This is a genomic window from Streptomyces angustmyceticus (genome assembly GCF_019933235.1).
Lineage (GTDB): Bacteria > Actinomycetota > Actinomycetes > Streptomycetales > Streptomycetaceae > Streptomyces > Streptomyces angustmyceticus.
Window position 1 is genome coordinate 3406191 of the sequence record NZ_CP082945.1, and the last position, 17232, is coordinate 3423422.

General features: G+C 70.5%; 15 protein-coding genes, 1 tRNA gene and 1 pseudogene. 5 read left to right on the forward strand and 12 right to left on the reverse strand.

Features of this window, described 5'->3' with window-relative positions; translation table 11 throughout:
• Nucleotides 1-73: 73 nt before the first annotated feature.
• Nucleotides 74-772, reverse strand: a complete 699-nt coding sequence (locus tag K7396_RS15230; protein ID WP_086717064.1) for a restriction endonuclease — start codon at nucleotides 770-772, stop codon at nucleotides 74-76.
• A gap of 86 nt (nucleotides 773-858) precedes the next feature.
• Nucleotides 859-1872 carry a cation diffusion facilitator family transporter gene (locus K7396_RS15235; RefSeq protein ID WP_086717068.1) on the reverse strand — a complete coding sequence of 338 codons (1014 nt, stop codon included), beginning with the start codon at nucleotides 1870-1872 and terminating at the stop codon, nucleotides 859-861.
• 238 nt (nucleotides 1873-2110) lie between these two features.
• Between K7396_RS15235 and K7396_RS15240 the strand changes: the two genes are divergently transcribed.
• Nucleotides 2111-2584, forward strand: a complete 474-nt coding sequence (locus K7396_RS15240) for a nuclear transport factor 2 family protein (RefSeq protein ID WP_152104744.1) — start codon at nucleotides 2111-2113, stop codon at nucleotides 2582-2584.
• Between the two features lie 756 nt (nucleotides 2585-3340).
• Here K7396_RS15240 and K7396_RS15245 read toward each other — a convergent pair.
• The 3 genes and pseudogenes from K7396_RS15245 to K7396_RS15255 all read right to left on the reverse strand — a co-directional run bounded on the left by K7396_RS15245 (nucleotide 3341) and on the right by K7396_RS15255 (nucleotide 5471).
• Nucleotides 3341-3541 carry a hypothetical protein gene (locus tag K7396_RS15245; protein WP_143589182.1) on the reverse strand — a complete coding sequence of 67 codons (201 nt, stop codon included), beginning with the start codon at nucleotides 3539-3541 and terminating at the stop codon, nucleotides 3341-3343.
• 793 nt (nucleotides 3542-4334) lie between these two features.
• Nucleotides 4335-4501 (reverse strand): annotated as a pseudogene (locus tag K7396_RS15250) (GntR family transcriptional regulator); the annotation flags it as partial.
• An 896-nt stretch (nucleotides 4502-5397) separates the two neighbouring features.
• Nucleotides 5398-5471, reverse strand: a tRNA-Thr gene (locus K7396_RS15255).
• Nucleotides 5472-5648: 177 nt separating this feature from the next.
• Between K7396_RS15255 and K7396_RS15260 the strand changes: the two genes are divergently transcribed.
• From K7396_RS15260 to K7396_RS15270, 3 genes are all read left to right on the forward strand, one after another.
• A complete protein-coding gene (locus K7396_RS15260; RefSeq protein ID WP_086719777.1) occupies nucleotides 5649-6785 on the forward strand; it encodes an ABC transporter ATP-binding protein in 1137 nt (378 codons plus the stop codon).
• A 344-nt stretch (nucleotides 6786-7129) separates the two neighbouring features.
• Nucleotides 7130-7546 carry a hypothetical protein gene (locus tag K7396_RS15265; RefSeq protein WP_086719776.1) on the forward strand — a complete coding sequence of 139 codons (417 nt, stop codon included), beginning with the start codon at nucleotides 7130-7132 and terminating at the stop codon, nucleotides 7544-7546.
• A gap of 30 nt (nucleotides 7547-7576) precedes the next feature.
• A complete protein-coding gene (locus K7396_RS15270) occupies nucleotides 7577-8305 on the forward strand; it encodes a nucleotidyltransferase family protein (protein WP_086719775.1) in 729 nt (242 codons plus the stop codon).
• Nucleotides 8306-8526: 221 nt separating this feature from the next.
• Here the strand turns inward: K7396_RS15270 and K7396_RS15275 are convergent, their stop codons facing one another.
• The 7 genes from K7396_RS15275 to K7396_RS15305 all read right to left on the reverse strand — a co-directional run bounded on the left by K7396_RS15275 (nucleotide 8527) and on the right by K7396_RS15305 (nucleotide 15612).
• Nucleotides 8527-10161 (reverse strand): DoxX family protein, encoded by a 1635-nt coding sequence (locus K7396_RS15275; protein ID WP_170314287.1) that lies wholly within the window; start codon nucleotides 10159-10161, stop codon nucleotides 8527-8529.
• A gap of 157 nt (nucleotides 10162-10318) precedes the next feature.
• A complete protein-coding gene (gene rlmB / locus K7396_RS15280; protein ID WP_086717365.1) occupies nucleotides 10319-11275 on the reverse strand; it encodes a 23S rRNA (guanosine(2251)-2'-O)-methyltransferase RlmB in 957 nt (318 codons plus the stop codon).
• 128 nt (nucleotides 11276-11403) lie between these two features.
• Nucleotides 11404-12798: a cysteine--tRNA ligase gene (cysS, locus tag K7396_RS15285; protein WP_086717364.1), complete on the reverse strand. Its 1395-nt coding sequence runs from the start codon at nucleotides 12796-12798 to the stop codon at nucleotides 11404-11406.
• Nucleotides 12799-12917: 119 nt separating this feature from the next.
• Nucleotides 12918-13322, reverse strand: coding sequence for a PPOX class F420-dependent oxidoreductase (locus tag K7396_RS15290; RefSeq protein WP_086717363.1), 405 nt, complete (start codon nucleotides 13320-13322; stop codon nucleotides 12918-12920).
• Nucleotides 13323-13460: 138 nt separating this feature from the next.
• Nucleotides 13461-13991, reverse strand: a complete 531-nt coding sequence (gene ispF, locus K7396_RS15295) for a 2-C-methyl-D-erythritol 2,4-cyclodiphosphate synthase (protein ID WP_373866940.1) — start codon at nucleotides 13989-13991, stop codon at nucleotides 13461-13463.
• The gene (ispD, locus tag K7396_RS15300) at nucleotides 13984-14730 is read right to left on the reverse strand and encodes a 2-C-methyl-D-erythritol 4-phosphate cytidylyltransferase (protein WP_086717361.1); all 747 of its coding nucleotides are present in this window, start codon (nucleotides 14728-14730) and stop codon (nucleotides 13984-13986) included. The genes ispF and ispD overlap by 8 nt, the downstream gene beginning before the upstream one ends.
• Nucleotides 14731-15129: 399 nt before the next feature.
• Nucleotides 15130-15612, reverse strand: coding sequence for a CarD family transcriptional regulator (locus K7396_RS15305; RefSeq protein WP_003953493.1), 483 nt, complete (start codon nucleotides 15610-15612; stop codon nucleotides 15130-15132).
• A gap of 872 nt (nucleotides 15613-16484) precedes the next feature.
• Between K7396_RS15305 and K7396_RS15310 the strand changes: the two genes are divergently transcribed.
• A complete protein-coding gene (locus K7396_RS15310; protein WP_152104745.1) occupies nucleotides 16485-17123 on the forward strand; it encodes a copper chaperone PCu(A)C in 639 nt (212 codons plus the stop codon).
• Nucleotides 17124-17232 lie beyond the last annotated feature (109 nt).

The window sequence follows — 17232 nt, forward strand, 5'->3', positions numbered from 1 at the left end:
ACGGCCCGGCGCCAGGAAGCGGCGCCGGGTAACGGCGGCCGGCCCCGTCCTCGCCGGCCGGCCGCGCGCCCGGCTACTCCCAGGGCGCAGGACCGGTACCGGCCGCCCAGTCGTCGAGGTCCCGCTGGTCGAAGCAGAGGATGCCGCACGCCGCGGCGTACTCCACCGCCGGATCGGTGAACTCACCGGTGGTGACGACGGCCGCGACCTCCGCCCCGTGCACGGCGAAACAGGTGCCGCCGAAGCGCTGCAGATCCTGCGACCCGACCTTGTTGGCCGGCCCGTAGCGCTTGCACTGCAGCACGACCTTGCGGCCGTCGGGGGCCACCGCCACCACATCCGCGCCGAGGTCGTTCGCCCCGCCGACCACCTGGACGTCACCGCAGCCGTCGCGCTCGCACAGCCCGGCCACCGCCACCTCGAAGGCGTCGGCGTCCATCCGCGCGAAGTCCCCGGGCCCCAGGGCCGGTCCGGGCGGGCACACCTCGGCACCGGCGCCGGAGTCCACGGGCACCGCACCGCCCACCGCCCCGCGGCCGACGCGCCGGCGCCGGCCCCAGCGCACGAACGCCATCGTCGCCGACAGCACCACGACGCCCACGATGAGAGCGGAGCCCGGATGGGCGCTCGCCCCCTCCACGGCCTTCTTCAGCGTCAGGCCCACTCCGACGACACCGATGACGACCATGCCGAACGAGAACGTCAACTGCCGCAGACTGAAAACCTGCCGCCGGCGGACCGGAGCATCCGAGGGGCGTATGGGGGTCACCATGGGCTGCCGACTCTCCAGAGGTAGACGAAGATCATTTGATCCGTGTGCCCACAACTTGCCGACTCATCGCCCCCGGTACCCCCCCGCTACACGGCGCCCTCCTGGCGACGCTCCTCGACCACGCCGTCCAGCTCCTCCCGGGCACGACGGGCCCGCACCCGGTCCGCGACCGAGGCATCCGTGACGTCGAGGAACAGCTGCCCCACCTCCGGCCACCGCTCCCGCAGTTCCCGCTTCGTGCGCACCAACGCCTCCTCGACCTCCTCGCTGTCGAGACCGGCCACCAGGTCGACGCGCGCCGCCAGCATCACGGAGTCCGGCCCCAGCCGCATCGTCAGCGCCGCCGTGACGGCATCGATCTCCGGCCGGTCGTCCAGGAAGTCACGGATCCGCTGCTGCATCTCCGGCGCCACGGCCTCCCCGATCAACTGCGCCCGAGCGCTCCTGCCGAGGACGTACGCCACATAGACCAGGAGGGCCCCGATCAGCAGCGAGGCCCACGCCTCGTACACACCGTTCCCCGTGGCCATGTGCAGCGCCATCCCGAGGATCGCGAGAAGCACCCCCACACAGGCCGTACTGTCCTCGGCCAGCACCGTGCGCAGCGCCGGATCGTCATTCCGCCTGATCTCGCCGAACGTGCTGCGCCCCCGCTCCTTCGCCTGCCCACGCACCTGCGACAGCGCCCGCACCAACGACGCGCCCTCCGCCAGCAACGCGACGACGAGCACAGCCAGCCCGACGGCATACCCACCCGCCGACTCCGGCTCCTCCGACCGGAACGCCTCGATCCCCTGCACGAACGAGAAACAGCCACCCGTCACGAAAATGCCCACGGCCGCCAGCAACGACCAGAAAAACCGCTCCTTGCCATAACCGAACGGATGGAGCGGATCCGCCGGCCGCTCACTCCGCCGGAGCGAGGCCAGCAGAAAAACCTCATTGAGACTGTCCGCCACCGAATGCGCCGCCTCGGACAACAACGCAGGCGACCCGGCAATCCCCCCACCAACCCCCTTGGCCACCGCAATCCCCACATTGGCCCCCAGCGCCACCCACACCGTCTTCCGAGTCTCGCCGTCCTGCCCGTCCCGCCCCATCCCAGCCCCCACTCCGTCCCAGCCGGGACGCCCTGCGCAACCCCGGACAACACCACGACGCCCCAAAACCCGCCGCCCCACGCCGGGTGCCCCGGGGGAGAACTCCCACTCCCCCGGCAGGCACGGGGTGCCGCAGTGGAGTCGGGGGCCTCAGGAGAAGGGAGTAAGCACGTGGGGCGTCCGGGAAAAACGAGCCGAGGGCCGACGGGCGCCTTCGTCGCTCTGATACGACAGGGAGATGGTTACTGAAGCGCTCGGTCCCACGGACCGTCTGATCGCCGAGCGAGCTTGTGAGCGCCTGATCACCGAGTTCGTTCACAAGCTCGACCTCGGCGAACCGGGGGAGGTGGCCGAGCTGTTCACGGAAGACGGGGTCTGGGAGTGGGCCGAAGGCGACCGCCGGATCCAGGGCCGTGACGCCCTCCGGTCCTACTTCGGTAGTCGGCCCGCGGACCGGCTCTCGCGCCGGATATGCACGAACGTCCTGGTGACCCTCACCTCCGCGGCAACAGCAACAGCGACGACCTACTTCACGACATACCGCGTCGATGGACATACCGGCGGCTTCATGCCCCCACGGGCCCCTACCCAGGTGGGCCACTACGAGGACACCTTCCTCAAGGTCGACGGCCGGTGGCTGCTCAGTTCCCGTTCCTTGTTCCTGGCCTTCGCCGGCCCCACCGAGCGCCTCGAAGCAGTCGACAAGCCGTGAGCCCCGCTTCGGCAGCGGATCTGGGTGAGCGCGATGAGCGGGGCAGTCCCACGCCAGAACCTATCTGACCTGGGCCTCGACAGAGCCCCCTGTCGGATTCGAACCGACGACCTTCGCTTTACAACTTCGGCGGCTGGCCGCCTGCCTCACCATGCACCCGGGTCTGCGACTGCCGTGCTGGGCCACCCAGGGATGCGCATGTGCGCAGTCGTTGATGTCTTCCTTGGATGTCAGGACTGAATCAGTTGCAGATGGGGACAAGGCTCCAGAGGGTCGTCCGGGCGGTGCGCCCATCTCCACAAAATGTGCCGACCGGAGCACCGCCACAGCATGCGGCAGGCCCACGTGCCAACCGTCTTCCCGACCGGAGAGGACGAAGCCTCCGGCTTTCAAGGGCTGATCGCGCTTAAGGCTGGGTTTGGGGTGTGGTCGCAGGGCCTGCCGTATCCGAGCGAGTACGGCAGTTGCTTCGTAGCGGACAGCGCGTTTGTCGCGACGCCGCGGTACGTGGCTGGGGGCGGCTCGCTGCTGCAAGCGGGAAGGGCAGGCGCACTGGCACCTGCCCTTCCCCGAGATGGATCCGGAAGCCTTACTTGCTGTTACCCATCTTTGTTGCGACTGCAGTTACCGCGCCGCCTGTCACAAAGGTGAAGAGCAGCTGCCCCCACAGAGGGTCAATAAGGTACTTGTTGACCAGGATGAGAGCTACAGCCCAAAGGGCATAGAGCAGCACTTTCATGAGAACCTCGATGCCTTTTAAACGATAGCGGCGACGCACGCGGTTGCGCCAGCGGCGACGGTTTCTTTTGCCAGCTTCTCGGCAGCCGTCTTATTGATTCGGCCGATAACAATAGCCCCTGCCCCCGCGACGGCGCCCTTTATGAGGCAATTTTTGACGTTCTTGGAAATCGGCTTCTGCTCGTAGACAGCCTTACACATGTTCTCATTGCCCTGCATGCAGGCGTATTTAGCTGCCTCGATAGGAGACTCGGCGGACGCGGAAGACGCTGCACCCATCGTGAGTCCGCCAGCAAGCATGGCAACAGCGATTACGCCGGATCCTGCTCGATGAAATTTTGACACTACTCCCCCTGGTTCGAATGATGCCGTGGTCAGCGGCCTAAACGAACCTACGTGCCATCATGCGGATTAGCAAACCGCTTTAGCGCCTCGTGGGGATATCGCAACACGCCCGGACTCCTCAGGGATTTTTTGCGGATACGTACCATGTAAATGCGGGAATTCCTGCATCGTGAGACGCACAGTCACAGTATGCGTATACGGTTTCACCGCTCGCGGGTGCGATTAAGCGCGCAGGCGCGCCTCCATTTCAGTGGCGGCGCTCTATGGGCGGCGCGAGGTCAGGAAGCAGCCGTCCTCCCCAGACAGGGCTGCAGGCCGGGCGGGGCGCTGAGCGGATCCGCCGTCATCTGGGTCCGCCACCTACAGGCAGCCAACTGCACGCTCCTAGAACTCTCTTGATACCCAATTTGGGGAGACAGGCGGATCGTCGAACGTGACGCGCAACCCACCTTGAGTCCAGGAGGCAACGATATGAGCTTCGGAATCACCGATGGCCTGCCTCGCTGATAGGCGCTGACCAGGTGGAACGGATCGCCGGGGGCGCACTGCGAACTTTTGGACTGAGCCGCTGCTTGACCGGGGTTCTCCGCCGCACCTGGTGCGCTTGCCGTGCGGCCATCGGGCATCGGGCATCGGGCATCGGGCATCGGGCATCGAATGCCCCCTGTCGGCTTACGGGGACCTCGTAAACATTCTCACGCAGAGCGGCGGGTACGACGATGTCCGCCGTCTCCACGAGCCGCCCCTCGTCGCTGTAGTACGTCCGCCACCCTTCTGGACCCCGAGGAGCGATGCCTCCTCGGCGTTCGCTTGCCACGGCTCCGGCTGCTCCACTTTCACCGCCCCAACGGGGTCACTTTCCCGAGCTAGACGCTCAACTTGTTCTTCGGCAGCTTCAAGATGTACCCGTCACGCGAGAACAGTCTGTAACCGCTCAGTCACGTTGCATGGATGACGGATGCGCGTCCCGCCCTCGGTGAGCGCCAAGTGCGTGAGGTCGGCTCTGCGGCTTTGGCCGGTGGCCTGCCCGGTTTGGGTCGAGCATGAGCAGGGGGCCGTACGCTGGCCGGCAACTCGGGCAGGCTTGTGAGCTGCCCGGAATTTGAACGAGTGGCCCCCTGGTCTTGCTCGACGCGGGACCCGAACCGGGGAGGCAGGTAAAGCCGTGGAGCCGACCGCCCCACCCCCGGCCTGGTCTTTCACCCCTTGTGGGCGCGGGCGTCGACGCCGCGCGGCCCCGGCGGCGAAGACGAGGAGGGAGCCGTGCGCCGGCGACGGCCGGCGCCGCCGCGCTGTGCGCGGCACCTCTGATCTGTGATCCGACTGCTTGCAGTTCCAGGAGGCCGGGAACGTCAGCGCTCCTGCGCCAACGTGTGGTGTGCTCCTGAACTTCCCCTACCGCGGGGCCGGGTAGCGAGCGGAGCGAGCCTTGATGAAGTAGGGAAAGTTCTATCGCGCCGGGGCCAGCCGCTTGCCGCCATGGCTTCACACGTGAGGCCTGCCCCGTGCAAGGTATCCAGGAGCCGGCCGCAGAGACCTCGGGCATGACACCGGAGCCGCCTCGGTCGTGAGTCCGGTGACCGCCGTCGGCTCGCTACAGGTTCGCCCCTCGTCGCCGACCGACTTACAGCGGCAGACCAGGCCGCGATGCCTCGTGATGTTGTCGTCCGTAGACGTCAGAAGCCCCAGGCCATCCACCGGCCCGGGGCTTCTCCCCTGTTCAAGCTCAGAGCCCCCTGTCGGATTCGAACCGACGACCTTCGCTTTACAAGAGCGGTGCTCTGGCCAGCTGAGCTAAGGAGGCGTGCGTGATGCAGTGTACCCAGGTGGGCCGGGTGCGGGTTCCCAAATTGGTGAGTGCAGGGCTACTGACACCGGGGGTCGGCGCGGGTAGCGTCACGGAGAGTCCATATCAGTGGACTACACCACTCCTTTTACTCGGATCGTCCGGCACGTTCCTGCCGGTGAAGGGACTCTCACCATGGCTACGGTCACGTATGACCAGGCAACCCGTATCTACCCGGGTTCCGACAAGCCCGCCGTCGACAAACTGGACATCGCCATCGAAGACGGCGAATTCCTGGTCCTGGTCGGCCCCTCAGGATGCGGCAAGTCCACCTCGCTGCGGATGCTCGCGGGGCTGGAGGACGTCGACGGAGGCGCCATCCGCATCGGGGACCGCGATGTCACCCACCTTCCGCCCAAGGACCGGGACATCGCCATGGTGTTCCAGAACTACGCGCTCTACCCCCACATGACGGTCGCCGACAACATGGGCTTCGCGCTCAAGATCGCCGGCGTGCCGAAGGCCGAGATCCGGCAGAAGGTCGAGGACGCGGCCAAGATCCTGGACCTGACCGAGTACCTGGGGCGCAAGCCCAAGGCGCTGTCCGGCGGTCAGCGGCAGCGGGTCGCGATGGGGCGGGCGATCGTCCGGGAGCCGCAGGTGTTCCTGATGGACGAGCCGCTGTCCAACCTGGACGCCAAGCTCCGCGTCCAGACCCGTACGCAGATCGCGGGCCTGCAGCGCCGGCTCGGGATCACGACGGTGTACGTCACCCACGACCAGGTCGAGGCCATGACCATGGGCGACCGGGTGGCCGTGCTCAAGGACGGCCTGCTCCAGCAGATCGATTCGCCGCGGAACATGTACGACCGGCCGGCGAACCTCTTCGTCGCGGGGTTCATCGGGTCGCCGGCCATGAACCTGGTCGAGGTGCCGATCACGGACGGCGGTGTGAAGTTCGGCAACAGCGTCGTCCCCGTCAGCCGTGAGGCGCTGACCGCGGCGGCCGACAAGGGCGACACGACGGTGACCGTGGGCGTGCGCCCCGAGCACTTCGAGATCGTCGAGCAGAACGGTGCCGCCGCGAAGTCGCTGTCCAAGGAGACCGCCGACGCCCCGGCCGGTCTGGCCGTCACGGTCAATGTCGTCGAGGAACTCGGCGCCGACGGCTATGTGTACGGCACCGCGGAGGTCGGCGGAGAGGTCAAGGACCTCGTCGTACGGGTCAACGGCCGCCAGGTCCCGGACAAGGGCACCCAGCTGCACGTCGTGCCGCGACCGGGGGAGACGCACGTCTTCTCGACGTCGTCCGGGGAGCGCCTCAGCGACTGACGGCCCCGGACCACGCGCACACGGGAGGGGACCCTCCCTGGGCGGCGAACTCGGGCCGACAGGCGTGTGTGAACGGCGGCGGCGCCGGGGAGAACCTGGTGCCGCCGCCGTCGCGCTGCCCGCCGCACCCGAACCGCCTCCTCGTCGGAACACGCCAACGGGGCGGGCCGGAGGAGGCGCCGCCAGGGCGCCCCCCAGGAGGCTCCACCAAGACGCACCATCGGGACATAACCGCGCTTTTCGCATCAGTGCGTCAACATCGCAACCGCACCAATGAGCCCGTCTGTCCCTCGATATGGTGACCAAATGTCGCCAAATCATCACTCCTCGCTACCATCTCGACCGTGAACTCCGCAGCCCGCCGCATCGGCAGAACTCTCGCCCTCGTCCTTCCCGTCGTCCTCGTGCTGTCCGGGACCCTCGCGGTCACCCGCGTCCCGTGGGCATCGACGGCCACCGACTCCCAGGTGCTGACCGCGTCGGCCGGGAAGGCCTCCACCAAGGCCGGTCCCAGCGCCCCCGAGGACGCTCTGCGCAAGCGCCTCCTCGTCGAACTCCAGGAGAAGGACCCGGGCGTCGCCCTGACCCACCTCCAGGAGGCCACCACCAAGCGGCCCTCACTGGCCAAGCACTGCGTCTCCATCGCCCGTGACCTCGGCCGTGCCGCGGTCGCCAAGTACGGCGCCGCACACCGTGCCCAGGCGTTCTCCCGCCCGGTCTGCGACACCTCCTTCGCCACCGGCGTCGCCGCCGCCCAGTGACCCCCGCCCGCACCGCATAAGGTGCGGCCCATGACAGGTGCCCAGCATCCTCACCCCACGCAGGCCGTGGTCCTGGCCGGTGGCCAGGGCTCGCGTCTCCGCCCGTACACCGACGACCGCCCCAAGCCGATGGTCGAGATTCCCGGCACCGGGACCCCGATCATCGGCCACCAGCTGAGCTGGCTGGCCTCGGAGGGCGTCACCGACGTCGTCGTCTCCTGCGGGCATCTCGCCGGGGTGCTCCAGGAATGGCTGGACGGCGCCCAACTGCCGTTGCGCGTCACGACCGTTGTCGAGACCGTGCCGCTGGGCCGCGGCGGCGGCCTCAAGTACGCGGCCGGCTCCCTCCCCCGCCCGGACGAGCCCTGGTACGCCACCAACGGCGACATCTGGACCCGCTTCCCGCTCCGCGAGATGGCCGCCTTCCACCACGAGCGCGACGCCGAGGCCACCCTCGCGCTGGCCCGCCCCCGCATCCCCTGGGGCGCCGTGGAGACCGACGCGTTCGGGCACGTCCTGGACTTCATCGAGTCGCCGCCCTCGCCGTATCTCATCAACGCCGGCGTCTACGTCTTCTCCGCGGCCTTCACCGAGCTGCTCCCCGACCGCGGCGACCACGAGCGCACCACCTTCCCGCGCCTCGCCCGCGAACGCCGCCTGGCCGGCTTCCCGCTGCCCCAGGGCGCCTACTGGCGCGCCATCGACACCGCCAAGGACCTCACCGAGGCGGCCGAGGAACTGACCGCCCACGGGGGTTGAGGGACCCCGGCCCGGGCCCCGCCTCCGGCCCAGGCCCCGGGCCGGCTCCGGCGCCTCCCCTCCCCCCCCCGCACACAGACCTGTCCCCGACCACCCCACCCCCACACGGCCGGCACACCCAGCCACACAAGGAACAGAGCAATCGGGGACAGGAAGGGACAGGGAAGGGGACAGTCAGCAGCAGCCAGGAACGGCAGGCATCCGCCGGCCTGGAAGACCCCTCAGCCCAGGAGCCCGCCCAGGCTCCCACCCCCGGAGTCGCCTCCGGAGCCACCGGAGCCGGTGCTGCTCGTGCCGGTGGTGCCGCCGCCGGTGCCGCCCGTCGAGCTCGGTACGTGGGTCGGTACCGGGGCGCGGGTCGGGACGGTCTGCTGGGGGGCGCTGGTGGTCGCTCCCGGCTGCTGCGAGAGGCCGCTGCCGCTGCTCGTCGACCGTCCCGTGCCGGAGGTCGAGGCGGACGGCGTGCCGGGCTTGCGGGCCTTGTGCGAGGCGTTGGCGGAGGGCGTTCCCGGACGCGGTGCGGCGCTGCCCCTGTGGTGCTTGCCGGGGCGGGGGGTGTGCTTGCCGGGGCGGGGCAGCGGGGAGCCGGGGAGGTTGTTGATCGCGGGCTCGCCGGGGCGGGGGACGGTCGCGACGGTCGCGGAGCGCACGGCGCCGCCGAGCAGCGAGCCGACGAGCAGGGTCAGTCCGGCCACCACCGTGGTCATCACGGCGCCGCGGCGCAGCACCCGGCGCCGCAGGTCGGCGACCTCGACGCGGGGGCCGAGGCGCCGCCAGGCCTCGCCGGCCAGCCGTCCGTCCATGGAGTAGACGGGCGCGCCCGCGATGATCAGCGGGCTCCAGGCGGCGAGGTAGATGATGTGCGGGGCGTCGTAGGCGGGGACGGTGCGCCAGCTGACGGTCATCAGCAGCGCCGCCGAGAGCAGCGCGCCGAAGGACGCGGCGACGCGCTGCCACAGTCCGCAGATGGTCAGGACGCCGACGACGACCTGGAGGAAGGCGACGGTCAGACCGGCGCCGACGGGGTGCGAGACGGCGAAGTCCCGCAGCGGCACGGCCAGCGCCCAGGGGTCGAGCGCCAGCAGCCACTTGACCATCGAGCCCCGCTCGCCGCCCTCGAAGTAGACGGGGTCGCAGAGCTTGCCCATGCCGGCGTAGACGGAGATCAGTCCGAGGAAGATGCGCAGCGGGAGCAGGACGACGCCGAGGTTCATCCGGCGGCCCGGGTAGTACGCGTGCCGCACGCTGTCGGTGCCGCGGCGCTTGCCGGGGTCGTAGCCGTCCGGCGCGTCGAACCGGTCGTCGCCGTAGTGGTCGTCGTGGCCGCGGTTGCCGTAGGGGCCGCGGTAGGAGGGTTCGCGGTCGGTGTCGCCGTACGCGCTGCCCACGGGGCGTACGCCGCGCAGCAGGGGGGTGCGGTCGGAGTCGGCGGGGCCGCGCTGGCCGATCACGGTCTGGGCGGGGGCGCCGTCGCCGAGGCGGACCCGGGGCAGCACCTGGGTCGTGCCGACGTCGTCGGTCGGCGCGCCGTCGAGGCCGACGCCCGCGTCGCGCACCGCGTGCAGGAGCTGGGTGGTGGCGCCGGCCGTGCCGCCCGGTGCGGTGCGGCCGCTCCACACCACGGGCGCCCGGCGTCTGGCACCGTCCGCCGAGCCCCGGATGGCGGGGATGCGCGCGGTGTCGGACCAGGCGCCGCGCGGCGCGGGCGCGGCGAGCTGTACGCGGAAACTGGCGTGGTTGACGATGACCTGCGCGGGATCGCACGGCACCTTGACCGAGCTCAGGCCCGGCTCGTCATCGAAGCCCGGCGAGCGTCCCCCCGTAGGCGTGCGGGGTGTTCTGGTGTCCACGCTCATCTAACCGAGTGACCCGCGTTTAAGACACTGCCTTGACCGGGGCGATCTGTCCGAGACCCGTCAAAAGATCACGGGACACCGGAAAGGCGTACAGAGGGTCAGGTTCTGCCCCGGGGTGTGGCGCGGGCGTGGGCCGGCCGCCCCGGGGCACCCCGGCTCAGCTGCGGCGGCGCGCCGCCTCCCACAGGACGACACCGGCCGCGACACCGGCGTTCAGCGACTCCGCGCCGCCCGGCATCGGGATCCGCACCCGCACGTCGCAGGTCTCGCCGACCAGCCGCGACAGGCCCTTGCCCTCGCTGCCGACGACGATGACGACCGGGCCGTCCAGCGCCTCGACGTCCTGCAGCTCCAGCTCGCCGTCCGCGGCCAGACCGACGACGGTCAGACCGGCCTTCTGGTAGGACTCCAGGGTCCGGGTCAGGTTGGTGGCGCGCGCGACCGGCGTACGGGCCGCGGTGCCCGCCGAGGTCTTCCAGGCACCGGCCGTCATCCCGGCCGCCCGGCGCTCCGGCACGACCACGCCGTGGCCGCCGAAGGCGCTCACGGAGCGGACCACGGCACCGAGGTTGCGCGGGTCGGTGACGCCGTCGAGCGCGACGATCAGCGGGTCGTCACCGTCGTCGAAGGCGGCCGCGGCCAGGTCCTCGGGGTGCGCGTAGTCGTACGGCGGGACCTGCAGGACCAGGCCCTGGTGGTTGAGGCCGTTGGTCATCCGGTCCAGCTCGGGGCGCGGCGCCTCCATCAGGTTGATGTCGCCGCGCTCCGAGGCGAGCTGGAGTGCGGCGCGCACCCGCTCGTCGGTGTCGATGAACTGCTGGACGTAGAGGGTGGTCGCGGGCACGCCGTCGCGCAGCGCCTCGAAGACCGGGTTGCGGCCGACGACCAGCTCGGCGGTGCCCTTGGCGCCGCCGCGGCGCGGGGCCGGGCGGCGCGACGCGGCCTGCTTCGCCTTGGCGTTGGCGACGCGGTTCTTGACGTGTCCCTTTCGCTCGGAGGCGGGCGGGGTCGGGCCCTTGCCCTCCAGGCCCCGGCGCCGCTTACCGCCGCTGCCGACCTGCGCGCCCTTCTTGTTGGACGTGCGGCGGTTCCTGCGCTGGCTGTTGCCGGCCATGGGTCACCTGTTTCTTCACTGCTCTCGACGTCTCGCGACGTGGAGTGGGTACGTACGTATGGAATGAGTGTCGCCCGCGGCCACCGCGCGGGGCGAATCCGGGTGGCCGACGAGGCGTGCGGCCCAGGTCAGGACAGCGACCAGCGCGGGCCCGACGGGGTGTCCTCGATGGCGAGGCCGGACTGCTGGAGCTGGTCGCGGATGGCGTCGGCGGTGGCGTAGTCCTTGCGGGTGCGGGCGGCCTGGCGCTGTTCGAGGACGAGGCGGACCAGGGAGTCGACGACGCCGTGGAGGTCCTCGCCGCGGTCCGTGCCGCCGCCGGACCAGCGCTCGTCGAGCGGGTCCAGGCCGAGCACGCCGAGCATCGCCCGCACCTCCGCCAGCCGGGCCACCGCCGCCTCCTTGTCGTCGGCGGTCAGCGCGGAGTTGCCCTGGCGGACGGTGGTGTGCACGATCGCCAGCGCCTGCGGGACGCCCAGGTCGTCGTCCATCGCCTCGGCGAAGGCCAGCGGCACCTCGTCCGCCGGCTCGACGGCCCCGGCCTTCTCCACGACGCGCTGGACGAAGCCCTCGATCCGCGCGAACGCGGACTCGGCCTCGCGCAGCGCCTCCTCGCTGTACTCGATCATGGAGCGGTAGTGCGGGGTGCCCAGGTAGTAGCGGAGCACGATCGGGCGCCAGCGCTTGACCATCTCCGAAACCAGCACGGAGTTGCCCAGCGACTTGGACATCTTCTCGCCGCTCATGGTCACCCAGGCGTTGTGCGACCAGTAGCGGGCGAAGTCGTCGCCGTACGCCTTGGCCTGCGCGATCTCGTTCTCGTGGTGCGGGAAGACCAGGTCGACGCCGCCGCCGTGGATGTCGAAGGCGGTGCCCAGGTACTTGTGGGCCATCGCCGAGCACTCCAGGTGCCAGCCGGGGCGGCCGCGGCCCCAGGGCGTCTCCCAGCTGGGCTCGCCCTCCCTGGCCGCCTTCCACATCGCGAAGTCCCGCGGGTCGCGCTTGCCGGTCTCGCCCTCGCCGGACGGCTGGCGGAGGTTGTCCAACTCCTGGTTGGACAGCTGGAGATACTCCGGGAAGGACTGCACGTCGAAGTAGACGTTGCCGTCGGCGGCGTAGGCGTGACCGCGCTCGATCAGGCCGCGCATCATCTCGATCATCTCGGGGATGTGGCCCGTGGCACGCGGCTCGTAGGTGGGCCGCAGGCAGCCCAGCGCGTCGTAGGCCGCGTTGAAGGCGACCTCGTTCTCGTAACCGATCGACCACCACGGGCGGCCCTGCTCGTCCGCCTTCTTGATGATCTTGTCGTCGATGTCGGTGACGTTGCGGACGAACGTCACGTCGTAGCCGCGGTGGGCGAACCAGCGCCGCATGATGTCGAAGTTCAGTCCCGACCTGATGTGCCCGATGTGCGGGGCGGCCTGCACGGTCGCACCACACAGGTAGATCGAGACACAGCCCGGCACGAGCGGGGTGAAGTCGCGAATCTGCCGGGCGCTGGTGTCGTACAGGCGAATCGTCACGGAACCAGGGTAGTCGGAACGAGGCAGTGCCCCGCGACCCATTCGGCCACGGGGTGACAGAAGCCTCACACGCGGCCGATTTCGCCGGCGGCGCGGCGCCGGCGCGGGCCGCGGGCCCGTCAGATGCTGCCGACCACCTTGCGCGGGGTGACCCGGACCACGACCCGCGCGGCGTCGTCGGCCGACGCCGGATTGAACTCCGCGTACGGCTTGCCGGTGTACTTCCGCGACAGCTCGTCGATCAGCTCCGGCCCGCCCTCTGTGGTGAGGACGGCCGAACCCCGGACCTCGGCGTAGGTGTACGGGGCGTCGAAGGGCTGGACGACGACCGAGACCCGCGGGTCGCGCCGGAGGTTGGCCTCCTTGCGCCGGCCGACGGTCGTCGAGAACAGCAGGTCGTCGCCGTCCCGCTTCACCCAGACCGGGGAGACCTGCGGGCTGCCGTCGGGCTGGACGGTCGCCACGGTCACGAAGACCGGGCTGTCGAGGAGCTGCTTGAGGTCGTCGGACAGGGTGGCGGTCACGAGGGGTCCTTCCTGCGGGCCTTCCGGGGACACGGGTACTCCGATCCTCCCCCCAACACCCGTGCGGCGCCCGGCATTCCGCGCGAGCGGGGGAACGCCGGGCGCCGCACCGGCCGTGCCGGACGCCGTGGCCGCCGGTCAGGCCGTACGGAAGACGATCGCCGTGGCGACCGCGGCCAGGCCCTCGGCGCGGCCGGTCAGCCCCAGCCCGTCCGAGGTCGTGCCGGAGACCGAGACCGGCGCGCCGGCCGCCGCCGACAGCGCCTTCTGGGCCTCGTCCCGCCGCTTGCCGACCTTCGGGCGGACCCCGATGACCTGCACCGCGACGTTGCCGATGGTGAAGCCCTCGGCCCGGACGATCCGGGCGGCCTCGGCGAGCAGCGTCACGCCGGAGGCGCCGGACCACTCGGGACGGCTGGTGCCGAAGTGCGCCCCCAGGTCGCCGACGCCGGCCGCCGAGAACAGCGCGTCGCAGGCCGCGTGGGCTGCCACGTCGCCGTCGCTGTGCCCGGCCAGGCCGTAGCCGTCGCTCTCCGCGGCGTCCCAGAGCAGCCCGGCGCACCACAGCTCGCGGCCCGGCTCGAAGGCGTGCACATCGGTGCCGATCCCGACGAGGGGGACGACGGCGGGCACGGCCGCGGCGGGCCGGGTCGGGTCCTGCTCAGACATAGCCATCGGTGGCCCTCCTGCGGGCGAGTACGGCCTCGGCCAGGACCAGGTCCAGCGGCCGGGTCACCTTGAACGCTTCCTCGTGGCCCGGGACGACCACGACCGGCGATCCGAGCCGTTCGACCAGCCCGGCGTCGTCGGTGGCGCCCTCGCCCTCGACGACGGTGTCGTGCGCCTTGCGCAGGGTCGCCAGGTCGAAGCCCTGCGGGGTCTGCACGGCGCGCAGCAGGGCCCGCTCCGGGGTGCCGACCACCGGCTCCGGGGAGCCCTGCGGCTGCGGGTCGACCTGCTTGACGGTGTCGGCGAGCGGCAGCGCGGGGACGACGGCGGGCGCACCGCCGCGCACCGCGGCGACCACCGCGTCGACCGTCTCGACGGGCACCAGCGGGCGCGCGGCGTCGTGCACCAGCACGACGTCGATGGTGTCCGGGAGCGCGGCCAGGCCGAGCCGTACGGACTCCTGGCGGGTCTGCCCGCCGGGGACCACCTCCAGGTCGGTGCGCTCGGGGAGCGGGTGCTCGTGGAGGAGGCGGGAGACCTCGGCGGCGCCGTCGGGCGGGGCGACCACGACGATCAGCGAGACGGCTCGGGAGGCGGCCATCGCGCGGACGGCGTGCACCAGCATGGGGGTACCGCCCAGTGCGCGCAGCGCCTTGGGGGTGCCGGGACCGAGCCGGACACCGCGGCCGGCGGCGGGGATCACCGCGGCCGTGCGGGCCGGGCGGGAGGGATCTGGCATCGATGACTCCGGAGTCCGGGGCGAGCCCGGAATTGACGCAGACAGGTTTGTTTCCTCGGGCGAGGTGGGTATGGCCCTGGAGGTAGCCCCGGCCGGAGGCTGGGGAAGTGCCGGGCGCGACGCCTTGACCGGACCCTTCCGTGACAGCGGTCGAGGCAGCAGCCCGGGCCCGGCACGCCACAGGGGCCGGCGCCTGCCGGTCCCGGCAGGTCATCAACCCCATAAAGCCCCATAAGCCAAGGTCGCACCGCTCATGACGCGGCTCGTGAGGCTCGTGACACCGCAGCAGATATGCCGCAGCGCCCGGCAACAGACCGTCTCACAGGGAAACGGTCGTCACTCGGGCACCGCGGCATTGCTACGTCGTCGCTGCGCTGGCTCTCACCGGCGCACACGTCGTCAGGACGCGAGTACCTCGTCGAGCAGGGCCTCGGCCTTGTCCTCGTTGGTGTTCTCCGCGAGGGCGAGTTCGCTCACCAGGATCTGGCGCGCCTTCGCGAGCATCCGCTTCTCACCGGCGGACAGTCCGCGCTCCCGCTCGCGCCGCCACAGGTCGCGTACGACCTCGGCGACCTTGATCACGTCACCGGAAGCGAGCTTCTCGAGATTTGCCTTGTAGCGACGGGACCAGTTCGTCGGCTCCTCGGCATACGGTGCGCGCAGCACCTCGAAGACCCGGTCCAGCCCGTCCTGACCAACCACGTCGCGTACGCCGACGAACTCCGCATTGTCCGCTGGCACACGAACAGTCAAGTCGCCCTGGGCGACCTTCAGCACCAAGTAGGTCTTGTCCACGCCTTTGATCTGGCGAGTTTCGATGGCCTCGATCAGCGCGGCCCCGTGATGGGGATAGACCACGGTGTCGCCAACCTTGAACGTCATGTGACAGGTACCCCTTCCGTGGCTATCCATGCTAACACGGGAACGGACCGTTCTGAATGGCGTTTTCGCAGGTCAGGGCATATCTCGGGGCTTGACAACAGCGACCGGAACGTGCTGCGAAGGGCCTCGGGAGGCGGGTATTCGCAGGTCGGAGGGGCTGCACGGGTGAGAGGAAACCCGCCCGCCACATACCGGGGAGACAATGATCGACGGGTTGAATGTCACGTTTTGTTCGGATCCAGATGAGCGAGTTCCGGTACTCCGTTCGGCTGCTCACGGGCCCCTCGGGGCCGATTCCGGAATTGATCACGATCGGCCGCCCCCGAAGAGTGTGATCAATTCCGCGAGCCCTTCACATTCCCTGCGAATACTGCTTTTCCGCAGGGAGAAACCCATGAGTCGCCACCCGAACGGCCGCTTGCCGAAAATCCCTTCCCTCTTCCCCGGGAACGTTCTCCGTGGATGATCTCGACGGGTGATCTCCACGGGCCCGGCCGCCGTACCCGTGTCGCGCGGCAGGTCACGGCGGCGTGTCGGGGCCGGGGCGCCGCGGCGGGTCCTCCCGGAGCGCGGCGGCGGGTCCTTGCGGCCGCGCTCCGGCGGGTCATGAAACGGGGTCAGCTGCCGCCGGGTGGTCCCGCTGCCGGGGCCGGGTGACGGGGCAGGGGCGGGCGTGGCGGGCCGCCGAGCGCGCTGGGGGCGGGTCGGGTGCGGCGGCGCGAGGACGGCTCGGTAACCTAGCGGCGCTGACACACCCTTAGGGCGGCTTTACGCACCCGTCGTCATGACGCGTACGTTGCCGCCCCAGCCGTCCATCCGCGACCGGGCACGAACGTTCGGCCGCCGTAGCTCGTCAAGGAGATGCCGCCGCCGTGAGCCGCAGCCTTCGACGCGGCGTCCTCGCCGCCACCGTCCTTTCGCTCTCGATCGCCACGCTGTCCGCGTGCGGAGCCGGGAACGACGCCCAGACGCTGCAGGTCAAGCCGGACAACGCCGCGACCACCGTCGACGGCATCAAGATCCAGAACATCAACGTGATCACCCAGCCCGATGTGAACGCCAAGGGCCCGGCAGTGGTGTCCGCGACGGTGTTCAACAACGGCGCCAAGGACCAGAAGCTGACCGCGATCTCCGTCGACGGCGCCGGCCAGTCGGCCAAGCTCACGCCCGCGGGCGGCGGCTCGGGCGCGATCACCGTGCCGGCCGGCGGCTCCGTGGTGCTCGGCGGCAAGGACAACGCCTCCGCCGTCCTCAGCAGCGGCCGCGAGGCCGTCAAGGACGGGAACGTGCAGCCGCTGACCTTCACCTTCAGCTCGCTCGGCAAGGTGAAGACCAACGCCTACGTCGTCCCCGCGAAGAACTTCTTCGAGGGCTACGGCCCGTCGCAGCTCCCGCAGCCGTCCGGCTCCCCCTCGTCGTCGGGCTCCGCCAAGCCGTCGCAGTCGGGCAAGCCGTCCGGTTCGGCCTCCCCGTCCGGCTCCCCCTCGTCGTCGGCGCACAGCGGCCACTGAGACCGCCCGCGCGACGTGTGACGCAACGCCTCAGGGGCGCCCCTCCGGATCGGAGGGGCGCCCCTGAGGCGTACGTGGCCGGCGCGCGGCGGGAGGGTGGGCGGACGGG